Source organism: Erwinia sp. BNK-24-b (genome assembly GCF_047456155.1).
GTDB classification, from domain to species: Bacteria; Pseudomonadota; Gammaproteobacteria; order Enterobacterales; family Enterobacteriaceae; genus Erwinia; species Erwinia phyllosphaerae.
In genome coordinates this window covers 2,341,173-2,353,749 of record NZ_CP179901.1, presented here as the reverse complement: position 1 = coordinate 2,353,749, position 12,577 = coordinate 2,341,173, and the positions used below count along the sequence as shown (strand labels likewise).

At 55.2% G+C, this 12,577-nt stretch carries 9 protein-coding genes; 1 reads left to right on the top strand and 8 read right to left on the bottom strand.

The window, feature by feature from the left end; translation table 11 throughout:
* Positions 1-16: 16 nt before the first annotated feature.
* Complete coding sequence (locus ACMGGR_RS10510; protein ID WP_246759325.1) at positions 17-910, bottom strand: SDR family oxidoreductase; 894 nt, start codon at positions 908-910, stop codon at positions 17-19.
* 736 nt (positions 911-1,646) lie between these two features.
* Here ACMGGR_RS10510 and ACMGGR_RS10505 point away from each other — a divergent pair.
* Complete coding sequence (locus ACMGGR_RS10505) at positions 1,647-3,434, top strand: glycoside hydrolase family 3 N-terminal domain-containing protein (protein ID WP_414148868.1); 1,788 nt, start codon at positions 1,647-1,649, stop codon at positions 3,432-3,434.
* Positions 3,435-3,826: 392 nt separating this feature from the next.
* On the opposite strand, the gene ACMGGR_RS10500 is transcribed toward ACMGGR_RS10505, so the two are convergent.
* The 7 genes from ACMGGR_RS10500 to kdpF all read right to left on the bottom strand — a co-directional run bounded on the left by ACMGGR_RS10500 (position 3,827) and on the right by kdpF (position 12,376).
* Positions 3,827-4,507 (bottom strand): ATP-dependent Clp protease proteolytic subunit, encoded by a 681-nt coding sequence (locus tag ACMGGR_RS10500; protein WP_414148867.1) that lies wholly within the window; start codon positions 4,505-4,507, stop codon positions 3,827-3,829.
* 137 nt (positions 4,508-4,644) lie between these two features.
* Positions 4,645-5,319 carry a two-component system response regulator KdpE gene (gene kdpE, locus ACMGGR_RS10495; protein ID WP_414148866.1) on the bottom strand — a complete coding sequence of 225 codons (675 nt, stop codon included), beginning with the start codon at positions 5,317-5,319 and terminating at the stop codon, positions 4,645-4,647.
* Positions 5,316-7,979, bottom strand: a complete 2,664-nt coding sequence (kdpD, locus tag ACMGGR_RS10490; protein WP_414148865.1) for a two-component system sensor histidine kinase KdpD — start codon at positions 7,977-7,979, stop codon at positions 5,316-5,318. The genes kdpE and kdpD overlap by 4 nt, the downstream gene beginning before the upstream one ends.
* A gap of 9 nt (positions 7,980-7,988) precedes the next feature.
* Positions 7,989-8,561 (bottom strand): potassium-transporting ATPase subunit KdpC, encoded by a 573-nt coding sequence (gene kdpC, locus ACMGGR_RS10485; protein WP_414148864.1) that lies wholly within the window; start codon positions 8,559-8,561, stop codon positions 7,989-7,991.
* Between the two features lie 10 nt (positions 8,562-8,571).
* On the bottom strand, positions 8,572-10,605 hold the full coding sequence (gene kdpB / locus ACMGGR_RS10480; protein WP_414148863.1) for a potassium-transporting ATPase subunit KdpB: 2,034 nt from the start codon (positions 10,603-10,605) through the stop codon (positions 8,572-8,574).
* Complete coding sequence (kdpA, locus tag ACMGGR_RS10475; protein WP_414148862.1) at positions 10,602-12,287, bottom strand: potassium-transporting ATPase subunit KdpA; 1,686 nt, start codon at positions 12,285-12,287, stop codon at positions 10,602-10,604. The genes kdpB and kdpA overlap by 4 nt, the downstream gene beginning before the upstream one ends.
* The gene (kdpF, locus tag ACMGGR_RS10470) at positions 12,287-12,376 is read right to left on the bottom strand and encodes a K(+)-transporting ATPase subunit F (protein WP_246759334.1); all 90 of its coding nucleotides are present in this window, start codon (positions 12,374-12,376) and stop codon (positions 12,287-12,289) included. Before kdpF ends, kdpA begins: the two co-directional genes overlap by 1 nt.
* Between the last annotated feature and the right edge of the window lie 201 nt (positions 12,377-12,577).

Sequence of the window (12,577 nt, the reverse complement as noted above, 5' to 3'; positions counted from 1 at the left end):
ATGCAGCTACGCTAAATTACAGCGTGCCGGTACCACCATCGGAACACCATACCTGACCAGAAGAGTAGCTGTTTTCAGTCGAAGCAAGGGTTACATACAGTGGAGCGATTTCGGCTGGCTGGCCAGGACGGCCAAGCGGAGCAGTACCGCCGAACTGTTTCACTTTTTCCTGTGGCTGACCACCGCTGGACTGCAGCGGCGTCCAGTATGGACCTGGCGCTACGGCGTTAACACGAATACCTTCTTCACCCAGCTGCTGCGCCAGCGCTTTAGTAAAGGCGGCAATAGAAGCTTTGGTCTGCGCATAGTCCAGCAGGATAGCGCTTGGGCTATAAGCCTGTACGGAAGAGGTATTGATGATAGCGCCGCCGCGTGGAATATGATCTACGGCTGCTTTAGTGATCCAGAACAGCGCATAAACGTTGGTTTTAAACGTAGCGTCAAAATCTTCCGTGCTCAGGGTACGGATCGATTCGTTGTACTGCTGGCGTCCGGCGTTATTCACCAGAATATCAAGGCCGCCCAGCTGGCTTACGGCATCGCTGACCAGCTTCTTACAAAACTCTTCGGAACGGATATCGCCCGGCAACGCAACGGCTTTACGACCTTCTGCTTCAATCAGCTTAATCACTTCCGCCGCATCTGATTCTTCTTCAGGCAGATAGCCAATAGCTACGTCGGCACCCTCACGGGCATAGGCAATAGCCACCGCACGGCCGATACCCGAGTCACCACCGGTGATCAGCGCTTTACGACCCTGCAAGCGGCCGGAGCCACGATAGGTTTTTTCACCATGATCGGGCTGTGGGATCATTTTACTGGCAAGACCTGGAGCCTGCTGCGGCTGTTCCTGGAACGGAGGTGCCGGATAATCAACGGTCAGTAACGATTTTTTTGTTTGTTCGCTCATGATGTGCTCCTTCATCTTGGTTAATTCACTCAACAAGCCTGGCACAAATGTGATGGTTGTCACGTTAGACAACGAAAAAAATCAAAAGGGAAAAAATGTTTTTGCTGTAATTTATATTTTTAAAGTAACGTTTTCTGGTAATATCCCCGCCGGATTAGTAAACCTAAAATAAAAAAATTCTTATATTTCACTAATGGCAACCCGCTATTAACTATTATTAACTTTTTGCTAAAGACAGGTTTTCCAGGTTAAAAATGTATGATTGCAAAAAAAGGGATAACCCGGGGTTTGACGACGCCGCTGCGCGCTCACTCACTATTTTGTTAAGTTGGCTTAATCTTATTGTTCATTTTGTTGCGATATTTAGTGTGTTGAATAACATAACCTACAGTGACGCGTTCCTTTTACCGCTGACCATTGTTATTCTTACGTTAGTTATAGCGTTAACGCTACTGGCTTTTTGTTGTCTGGATATCAAAAGATTAACATTCAGAATCAAGGGTTTATTTGGTATTATCCCTTCGCTGGTTATTTTGGTTTCTTCACTTTATATGCTGTTTGTACTTATTGATTTAATTTTATATTAATTTATTTCGCCAGCAATGTTAGCGTTTGCAGGTGGGTTTATCGAACGGTAGCGCAATTTTATGTAAAAGAGAATCATTATTAAATAACCGGATGACTTCTTCCATGCTGGCTGCTGGAGGATGGTTGCTAAATGAAAAGGATAGCGGAAATGAATATTAAAGAAAGAGTGCAGGCTATGTCCCTGGAAGAGAAGCTGGGACAAAAAATAATGTTGGATTTTCGTTGCTGGAACGCATCCGCTCACGTGCCGATAGCAATGACGCAACCGGAAGCGGATATCGCCGCTATTCTTCTTGATCATCATATCGGTGGCATCATTCTGTTTGCCGATAACCTGATAAATAAACAACAAATAGCCACGCTTACCGGTTGGTATGCCGCGTTAAAAACAGCTGGCGCGATCCGGCTGTTTATTGCAACCGATAACGAAGGCGGTGCCGTTTTTCGTTTGCCTCGCAGCGACTACGCTTCCTTTCCCGGTAATATGGCGCTGGCCGCTGTGCAGGGCTGTACAGAGAAAAAACTGGCATTTGAGCAGGGAGCCTGTATGGCCCGGGATATGCTGTCGCTGCATATTAATACCAATTTTGCGCCGGTAGCGGACGTGAACAGCAATCCTGCTAATCCGGTTATCAACGTGCGCGCCTTCGGTGATAGTGTGTCACAGGTAACTGCGCTGGCACAGCAGGTAGCTGCGGGCATGCAGCAGCAGCAGTTAATGGTGGCTTATAAACATTTCCCCGGCCACGGCGATACCGCAACCGATTCCCATACTTCACTACCGCGGGTCAACCGCAGCCGGGAAGACGCACTGGCTATTGATATTGCCCCTTACAGACAGGCGATAGCGTCTGCTACGCCGCCGGATATGATTATGACGGCGCATATCCAGTATCCGGCGCTTGATAACAATCTGGTCACAAACCAGAACGGCGAGAAAATTATTGTTCCGGCCACCATGTCCAGAGAGATTCAAACCGTTATCCTGCGCGACCAGCTGGGTTTTCAAGGGGTAACCGTTTCTGATGCGCTGAACATGGGAGCGATCGCAGATAATTTTAATCAGCAGGACGCGCTGCTGAAGGTTTTTGCCGCAGGGGTGGATATCGCTCTCATGCCCGTGAGCGTGACGTCGTCTCAGCAGGCAAAAAACCTGACGGCGTTAATCGCCAGCGTGATAAAAAAAGTACATGAAGGCGTGATTAGCGAGGCGGAGATTGACCGTTCCGTTGAGAGGATTTTGACCTTAAAGCAGCATTATGGCCTGCTGGCGGATGAAAAAACGTCGCGGGGCGTTGATGGCAATAAGGGTCGCGAGCTGGAGAAGCAGATCGCCGATGGCGCTATTACGCTGGTAATCAATAAGCAAGCAGCCCTGCCGCTAAAGCCGACGCAGCGCTGCTTTATTCTTACGCCCGCGCAGGAGCAAGGCGCAGGCATTGCTGCCGTCATGGCTGAACAGGGTTATCAGGTGACGGCAGCGGACTTCAGCAGCCTGAACGAGGCGAATATCAGAGCGCAAATCGCGAGGTGTGACGTCTTTCTGTTTGGCACGCTGTCAACCAGCTATACGCCGGTTGAAGCCAGTGCCGATCGTATCAACGCGGGCGGTAACGGCGTGTCCGGCTGGCTGAATTACGCTGCGGAACAGCACAAAAAATGCGTCCATCTTTCGCTACGCGCGCCTTACGATATCGCTAACTATGCCGATCGAGTGGATGCCGCGCTGGCGGTTTATTCTTTCTATGGACTGGATAACGGCGTCTGGCGCGGCCCGGCCATGCGTTCGCTGGCTGAAATCCTGACGGGAAAGCGCGAGCCGCAGGGCAGGCTGCCCGTTACCGTGTGGAAAGAATGGGATGCAGCAACCGGCAGTGGCACCGTGGCTTTCCCACGAGGATATGGGCTCGGCTGGGAGCATCAGCACAAGCTATAAGGATACGCTTTGTTATACGTTAAACAGCCTGTCCTCTTTAGGGTTATACGTTAAACAGGCTGTCCTCTTCGGCAGGTACGGCAAGCCGGAGCGCGCTACAGCGTTATCCGGCTACCCGAATCGGCGATTGTTTAGTGCCAGATATTACTTTTTAAGCGGTCGCGATCTGCCAGGGATGGTTACTTCGCTCCAGTCCGGCTTTCCGCCCGACATAATAGCTTCACGCTGCTGCTTGCTGGGTTTGGCGTTAATGACTGGCTGAGAAGGTGGAGAGCCTGGCCGTACGCTTTCCGGCTTAAAATTTTCTATAGCGCAGCCGGAAAACAGCCAAGGGGTAAACACTATGACGGAAAAGAAGCATTTCATTCAGTTATCCTTATCTGAACGTAGAGTTATTTTTTTTCATCGCTAATGGTGAGCGAAATATCTGCCTGTTTTAAAACGTCCGTGATGCCGGTAGCCATTTTCTTTGCTATAGCCTGTCTGGCATTTAACAGGACGCTTGACGATTCGCTGTAAACCAAAGCATCTGTTTCGCTATCGCTTAAATTAGTACACTTCTTATAAACGCTTTTGAACAGCTGGTTGCTCCGATCGTTCATTTCTTTTAATCGCGCAAGCTCATCAGGTTTCAAATACTGCCGGTTGATATTTTCTACCGAAGCCGGGTGGAGTAAAAACATAGCAGCAGGCATCACGAGACGCTGCTTTGCTGCACAGTACATCAGCGTGGCGGCGGAGGCCGTCATTGACAGGTTTACGGTAACAACTGGAATAGCGGAACTTTTAACGGCCTGAAAAAGCATATAGCCACTGTCCATGTCGCCGCCATAGCTATTGATGTAAAGGGTAATATCCTTGAGCGCCGGATAGTTGTGGTTCAGTTTTTCAAGCGACTCAATCAGCTCCAGAGAGTTATCGGCTTCGATGGAACCGTTGAAAATTATTCGGGCGTGCGTAAATTTGGCAGGTTTAATATCCGTTCGTTGCGAGAAGGAAAGTGCCGCGTTGGCGACGGAGGTAAAAGTGAGGATAAGGCCGGAGATGGTCGCTATGGTTGTTTTCCATTTCATATTAATCCTTAAAGACTTCTTTTTTAGCATCCAGTTTCGGGTGCAAAAGAGTAGCATTGAAGCGTTAATATAAAGTGTGATGGCGAGCCAATATTATTTTTTCTTTGTATTGCTGTGGGTAACAATAGCAGGTGATGCTAAAGCATAAAGCGATAGCCTATGCCTGTTTCCGTAAGTAAATGGCGCGGCCTTGCCGGATCGGTTTCCAGCTTCTGCCTTAAATGGCCCATATAAATACGCAGGTAGTGGCTGTGTTCGGACGCGTTAGGTCCCCAGACCTGTAATAATAGCTGGCGCTGGGTCAACACTTTGCCATGATTATTTAACAAGACGGTTAGCAGCCTGAATTCGGTCGGTGTTAAATGTAGCACCTGCCCGGCGCGAGTAATACGCCGTGCGGCCAGGTCAACCTGCACATCGGAGAAAGTATAAAGCGGGTCCTGCGTATCGGAAAACGTGCGGCGCAGCGCCGCGCGTAGCCTGGCCTGCAACTCGCCAATGCCGAAAGGTTTACTCAAATAGTCATCTGCGCCAGCGTCCAGCGCGGCAATTTTATCCTGTTCGTCACTGCGGGCAGACAGAACAATCACTGGCCGCTGGCTCCACTGACGGAATTCCCGGATAAAAGTCAGGCCGTCGCCATCCGGCAAGCCTAAATCAAGAATGACCAGATCGGGTTTGCGGGTGGCGGCTTCCAGCAGGCCACGCTGCAGGGTCGGCGCTTCAACGACGCGCATCTCGTCATTTTCCAGCGCGATGCGCAGAAAACGGCTTATCTCTTTTTCATCTTCAATAATTACAATGGTTGTCACAGTTCTTCACCTGGGCTGGCAAACTCCGGTAGCGGCTCCTGCGGCAGCGTAACCACAAAGCTGGCGCCGCCCTCGGGTCGATTATGCGCGACAATAGTGCCGTTGTGTACTTCTACGATTGCCTGACAAATTGCCAGCCCCAGCCCGACGCCAGGGATCGCGGATTCCTTATCGCCCCGCGAGAATTTTGCAAACAGCGCCTGTTCCTGTCCCGGCGGCAGGCCGGGGCCGCTGTCCCACACCTCAATCTGCATCTCGCCCGCGCGGGTATAGCCTCTGATACCCACGCTGGCCTGTGGCCCGGCGTATTTCAGCGCGTTCTCCAGCAGATTCAGTAAAACACGCTCAAACAGCGGCCCGTCAACGTGGATCAGCGCCAGCGGGTCGGGCATCTCCAGTTCAATGTTATGGCTGCTGCGGCCCGGATCCAGCGTCGCCAGCGCGCTGCCCAGCATCTCTTCAAGCGTTAGCCACTCCTTGCGCAAATAGATGCCGCCCGTTTGCAGGCGTGCCATATCCAGTAGATTGTTAACCAGGCGCGTCAGCCTCAGCACGTACTGACGGATCTCGCTGGCCTGTCTGGCGTGAACAGAGCCTTCAGCGGCCAAGTCCAGCGTCAAAATTTCCGCCTGGCCAAACAGTACGGTCAGCGGCGTACGTAAATCGTGTGAGAGCGCCGCCAGCAGCGAATGGCGCAGCTGTTCACGTTCACCGGTCATGCGCGCCTGCTCTTCGCTGGCGGTGAGCTGTAATCGCTCCAGCGCGCTGGCGGTCAGCAGGATAACTGTATCCAGCAGCCGTATCTGTTCCGGGATCAGCTGCGGCTGCCTTTTCAGTTCAATCACCAGCACGCCAAAGGTCTTTCCCTCCGCACGCAGCGGCAAGATTTGATAAGAGACGCCGGGCAGGGTGTCGGTTCCCGCCCCGGCTGGCTGACCATGCTCATAGCTCCAGCGGACAATACCCTCATCCCATTGCAGATCGGAAGGCGGCGATTGCGGCACTAAACGGTCATGTTCATCAGGCAGTAGCAGTTCGCTGGTGGCCTGAAAGAGGGTATAGATAGCCTTCTGGCTTGCCGTGGCGATAGCCTGCGGCGCACGCGCTTTCGCCAGCGAGCTGGAAAGTTCATAAAGTTGCCAGGTGCGTCGTTCCCGATGGCGGGCGATGCGGGCCTGATAGCGCACGCCCGCCGTCAGGTTCCCTACAATCAGGCCGATGCTTAGCATCACGCCGAAGGTAAGCAGATACTGTGCGTCAGATACGGCCAGCGTGCCTTTTGGCGAGACAAAAAAGAGATCGAAACTGGCCACGTTGATCAGCGAAGCAAATACCGATGGCCAGCGACCGGCCAGCAGCGCCACAATCACTACCGCCAGCAGATAGAGCATTACCAGGTTGGCGGGGTCGAAGGCGGATAGCCACCGGCTGGCGACAAAGGTTATTAACGCGCAGAGCAGCACCGCCAGCAGACAGCCGCGGATCCCTTCCTGCCATTTCTGGGCCGTGCTTGCGGTATTTTTTAAGCCGGACGAATCGACCGTTTTCTCGCCGGGTGCAACGACGATCAAATCCAGCTCGGGCGCGCGGGACGCCAGCCGTTCGGCCAGCGAAAGTTCGAACCAGCGTGTGCCGCCGCGCCCGATAACGACTTTGCCAAGATTATGCTCGCGTGCGTAACGCGTTATCGCCTTGTCCGCAGAGGTATCGGCCAGCACGGCGCTTTCCGCACCGAGCTGGCGGGCCAGCTTCAGCGCATCAAGCGCGTTGCTGCGCTGGTGTCTCGAACGCCGCCAGCCAGGGGTTTCAACGCAAACCGCATGCCATTCGCTGCCCAACTTCGCGGCAAGTCGCGCCGCCGTACGCACCAGCTTTTCATTGCCCTGGCTATGGCTGACGCAGAGTAAAATGGCATCTCGCGTATGCCACACTTTGTCCTGCACGCGCTCATCGCGCCAGGCCTGCATCTGGTTATCTACCCGTTCGGCAGTTCGCCGCAAAGCCAGCTCGCGCAAGGCGATAAGATTTCCTTTGCGAAAGAAATTTTCGGCGGCCTTGTCGGCGCGTTCGCCGCTGTAGACTTTGCCCTGCTTAAGACGCAGCAGCAGATCGTCCGGCGGTAAATCGACCAGGATAACTTCATCTGCCGCATCGAAAACCGGATCGGGCAAGGTTTCCCGAACCTGAATGCCGGTTACGCCGTTGACCACATCGTTGAGGCTTTCCAGGTGCTGAACATTAACGGTAGTCAGCACGTCAATCCCGGCGGCCAGTAGCTCTTCCACATCCTGCCAGCGTTTGGGATGACGAGAACCGGGTGCGTTGCTGTGCGCCAGTTCATCCATCAACATCACCGCAGGATGGCGAGCCAGCGCCGCATCAAGGTCAAACTCTTCCAGCACGCGGTCACGGTACAGGTGCTGCCGGGCGGGCAGGTGGGGCAGACCCTGAAGCAACGCCGCCGTTTCCTGGCGGCCATGGGTTTCCACTACGCCGATTAACACGTCCAGCTGTTGCGCTCGCAGACGCTGCGCTTCCTGTAACATTGCCCAGGTTTTCCCTACGCCAGCGCAGGCGCCAAAGAAAATTTTTAGCCTGCCGCGCTGGCGCTCGGTCTGTAGCAATAGCCTGTCGGGATTGGGGCGGAGCGTATCAGCCATGCCGGTTCCTTATTTTGCCTGGAGCGTATCCAGCGCCAGATTCAGCTCGGCTACGTTGACAAAAGGCTGGCCGCTGAAGCTGAACAAAGGATAGTGGGTATGGGCGGCGATCAGGCCGTTAAGTGTCTCTGGCGTCAGCTGACGGCTCTGCGCCACGCGCGCCGCCTGCCAGCGAGCCGCTTCAGGCGAGATACCGTTATCCAGCCCGCTGGCGGAAGCGGTCACGAGGTCGGCCGGTACGCGACCAACGGCATCCGGATTCTCCTGGCGGGCGCGGGCGACGCGTTCGGCAATCATTCTGTTCAGCGCCGGATTGCCGACGGATAAATTACTGCCGCCGCTTGCCAGCGGATTATACGGGCTATCGGCGGTAACAGAAGGGCGGCCGTGAAAATATTTCGCTTCGCTGAAGGCCTGGCCGAGCAGGCTCGAGCCGCGAATGCCGTGCTGCTCCAGCAAAGAGCCGCCAGCCTGATACGGAAAAAACCACTGGCCCAACTGGGTGGTAAGCAGCGGATAGAGTCCGCCAGTCAGCAGCACCAGCAACAGCATAACCATCAATGCAGGACGTAATTGCGTCATGGAAAACTCCCTATAGCTGTAGCAGCAGATCGATAAGTTTAATGCCGACAAACGGCACCACCAGACCACCCAGACCGTAAATTGCCAGGTTACGGCGCAGTAGCGCAGCGGCGCTAAGCGGTTTATAGCTGACGCCTTTAAGCGCCAGCGGGATCAGGAAGATAATGATCAGCGCGTTAAAGATCACCGCGCTCAGGATAGCCGAGGAGGGTGAGTGCAAATGCATCACGTTCAGCGCCGCGAACTGTGGGTAGCTGGCGGTAAACGCCGCCGGAATAATGGCAAAGTATTTTGCTACGTCGTTGGCAAGGCTGAAGGTCGTCAGCGAACCGCGCGTCATCAGCATCTGTTTGCCGATATGCACCACTTCGATAAGCTTGGTCGGGCTGGAGTCCAGATCGACCATGTTGCCCGCTTCCCTGGCGGCTTGCGTACCGGAGTTCATCGCTACCGCCACGTCCGCCTGCGCCAGCGCCGGGGCATCGTTGGTGCCGTCGCCGGTCATCGCGACCAGCCGACCTTCGGCCTGATACTGGCGGATTAGCGCCAGCTTTGCTTCCGGCGTGGCCTCGGCCAGGAAATCATCCACGCCTGCTTCGGCGGCGATAGCGGCTGCGGTCAGCGGATTATCGCCCGTGATCATCACGGTACGGATACCCATTTTGCGCAGTTCGGCAAAGCGCTCCCGAATGCCGCCTTTAACAATATCCCGCAGAGCAATAACGCCCAGCACGCGGCAATTTTCCGCCACCACCAGCGGCGTACCGCCCTGGCTGGCAACGCGCTCAACCAGCTCGTCAATTTCTGCCGGAAAGGAGGCGTCGTTAGCGGTAACGTGGCGGCGAATAGCGTCCGCCGATCCTTTACGAATGCTGCGCTCCGGCAGGTTAATACCGCTCATACGCGTTTGAGCCGTAAAGGGGATAAAAGTAGCCTGTAGCTGCTCCAGGTTGCGTTCACGCAGCGCAAAGCGCTGTTTCGCCAGGATGACGATACTGCGGCCTTCCGGCGTTTCATCCGCCAGCGAGGCCAGCTGGGCCGCATCGGCCAGCTGTCGCTCTTCCACGCCTGACGCGGGAAAGAAGTCGGAGGCCTGGCGATTGCCCAACGTAATGGTGCCGGTCTTGTCCAGCAGCAGAATATCCACATCGCCTGCCGCTTCCACCGCGCGACCGCTGGTAGCGATAACGTTAGCGCCGAGCATGCGGCTCATTCCGGCCACGCCGATAGCCGACAGCAGGCCGCCGATAGTGGTGGGAATCAGGCAAACCAGCAGCGCAATCAGCACCGTGACGTTGACCGGCGTTCCGCTCCAGCCGGAAAAAGGCCATAGCGTTGCCGTTGCCAGCAGAAAGACCACCGTCAGCGCAATCAGCAAAATAGTCAGCGCGATTTCGTTAGGCGTTTTACGGCGGTTGGCTCCTTCGACCATCGCGATCATGCGGTCCAGAAAGGTTTCGCCGGGGTTAGCGGTGCAGCGAATGACCAGCCAGTCGGAGAGAATGCGCGTGCCGCCCGTCACCGAAGCAAAATCGCCGCCGGACTCGCGTATCACGGGAGCCGATTCGCCGGTGATCGCGCTTTCATCAACGGATGCGCCACCTTCTATAACCTCGCCGTCGCAGGGAATAATTTCGCCCGCGCTGGCCAGCACGATGTCACCTTTACGCAGATCGCTGGCGGCAACCTGTTCAGAAGGGGCGTCATGGCGGCCCTCCTTTAAGCGACGGGCAAACGAGGTTTTTTGCACGCTCTTCAGGCTGCTGGCCTGCGCTTTACTGCGGCCTTCCGCCAGCGCTTCGGCAAAGCAGGCAAACAACACGGTAAACCAGAGCCATACGCTGACGGCGGCGGTGAAAACGGCGTCGCCAGCCATGCCGCAGGCCATAGCCACGGCCAGCAGCGTGGTCAATACGCTACCGATCCAGACGATAAACATCACCGGATTTCGCCACTGCGCGCGCGGGTCGAGCTTACGCAGCGCATCAAACAGCTCCCGGCGCAGCATCGCAGGTTCAGGCAGCGCCTTTGGTTGACGACTCATCGAACAATCTCCGTATTCAGCAGGTGATCCGCAATCGGGCCTGAAGCCAGCGCGGGAATAAAAGTCAGCGCGCCCGTTAAAAGCACGGTGCCAACCAATAGCCCGATAAACAGCGGGCCGTGCGTGGGCAGCGTACCGGCGCCCACGGGCTGATGTTTTTTCGCGGCCAGCGAGCCGGCCAGCGCCATCACGGGAACAATCACCAGAAAACGGCCGGCCAGCATGCAGAACGCTAGCAGCAGGTTCCAGAACGGTGTGTTGGCAGACAACCCACCAAAGGCGCTGCCGTTGTTGTTGGCGGCAGAGGAAAGGGCGTAGAGCACTTCGCTGAAGCCGTGCGCGCCGGGGTTGAGCATGCCCGCACGCCCCTCAGTGGTCATCATCGCCAGCGCGCTGCCGCACAGCACCAGCGCGGGCGTGACCAGGATCGCCAGCGCCGTCATTTTCATTTCGCGGACGTCGATCTTTTTGCCCAGATACTCCGGCGTACGGCCAATCATTAGTCCGGCAATAAATACCGCCAGAAGGACAAACAGCAGCATGCCGTAAAGGCCGGAGCCAACGCCGCCAAACACCACTTCGCCAGTCTGCATCAGCCACATCGGCAGCAGGCCACCCAGCGCGGTCAGCGAATCGTGCATGGCGTTGACCGCACCGCAGGAGGCCGCCGTGGTCACAACGGCATAAAAAGCGCTGGCAAGAATGCCAAAGCGGCTCTCTTTCCCTTCCATGTTGATATTTACCGCGCCAGCCTGGGCCAGCGCCGTATTGCCCTGACTTTCGGCCCAGAAGATGGCGGCGGCGCAAACAACAAAAATAATGGTCATGGCCGCGAGGATCGCCTTGCCCTGGCGTATATCCTTCACCACTCTGCCAAAGGCAAAGCAGAGCGCGGCAGGGATCAGCAGAATCGCCAGCATCTGCATAATGTTGCTAATATCTGTCGGGTTTTCAAAAGGATGAGCAGAGTTGGCGTTAAAGAAGCCGCCGCCGTTAGTGCCCAGCAGTTTAATCGCCTCCTGCGAAGCCACCGGCCCCATTGGCAACTGCTGGCGTGCGCCTTCAATGCTGGTGAAGGAAAGATAGGCAGAAAAATTCTGGATAACGCCTTGCTGAATAAGCAGTAGCGCAAACAGCAGCGAAAGCGGCAACAGCAACCACAGCGTAATGCGCACCAGATCTTGCCAGGCGTTGCCCAGCGTAGTGGCCGACTGGCGCGAGAAGGCGCGCATCAACGCAAAAGCAACGGCAATGCCGCTGGCGGCCGAAAAGAAGTTTTGTACCGTAAGTCCGGCCATCTGGCTGAAATAACTTAGCGTCGACTCACCCGCATAGGCCTGCCAGTCGGTGTTAGTGATAAACGAAACGGCGGTATTCAGAGCCAGGTCCCACTTCAGACCGGGAAAATGCTGTGGATTGAGCGGAAGGTTCCCCTGAAAAAGCAAAATAGCCAGCAGCAGCAGAAAACCCAGCGCGTTAAACAACAGAACAGCCAGCAGATAAGTTTGCCAGCGCATCTCACCGCGCAGGCCAGCTATGCGCCAGATAGCGGCTTCAATAAGGCCCAGCAGCGGCAGCGGCCTGACGTCCACCAGCCGGGCGATAAGCCGTCCCAGCGGCCAGGCCAGCAGCAACAGCAGCAGCAGATAACTGGCCACCAGTAAAAATGCGGAAGCCGCCATCAGAAGGCCTCCGCATAAATCAGGGCATAAATCAGATAGGCCAGCAGCGTTACTACCAGCAGGACGCCGATGATTACTTCAGCACTCACGGTTCACCTCATTATTAGAAACCATCCGGCGAGTGTAAAAATCGGGCTGCAAAGATGTTGTAAAAATAAAAGGAGGGAATATAAAAAAAGTATAAAAATGCGGGGTGAAATTGAAACACGGCCTCAGATTGTCGGAATAAAACCAATATGCCTGGCCAGCAGCAGGGGGAGTAAATCATTCTGGCTTGCAGATAATATCCT

Bases quoted from the DNA above. Each gene is read 5' to 3' on its own strand.
- ACMGGR_RS10510 (WP_246759325.1), bottom strand. From the start codon at position 910: ATGAGCGAACAAACAAAAAAATCGTTACTGACCGTTGATTATCCGGCA.
- ACMGGR_RS10505 (WP_414148868.1), top strand. From the start codon at position 1,647: ATGAATATTAAAGAAAGAGTGCAGGCTATGTCCCTGGAAGAGAAGCTG.
- ACMGGR_RS10500 (WP_414148867.1), bottom strand. From the start codon at position 4,507: ATGAAATGGAAAACAACCATAGCGACCATCTCCGGCCTTATCCTCACT.
- kdpD (WP_414148865.1), bottom strand. From the start codon at position 7,979: ATGGCTGATACGCTCCGCCCCAATCCCGACAGGCTATTGCTACAGACC.
- kdpC (WP_414148864.1), bottom strand. From the start codon at position 8,561: ATGACGCAATTACGTCCTGCATTGATGGTTATGCTGTTGCTGGTGCTG.
- kdpB (WP_414148863.1), bottom strand. From the start codon at position 10,605: ATGAGTCGTCAACCAAAGGCGCTGCCTGAACCTGCGATGCTGCGCCGG.
- kdpA (WP_414148862.1), bottom strand. From the start codon at position 12,287: ATGGCGGCTTCCGCATTTTTACTGGTGGCCAGTTATCTGCTGCTGCTG.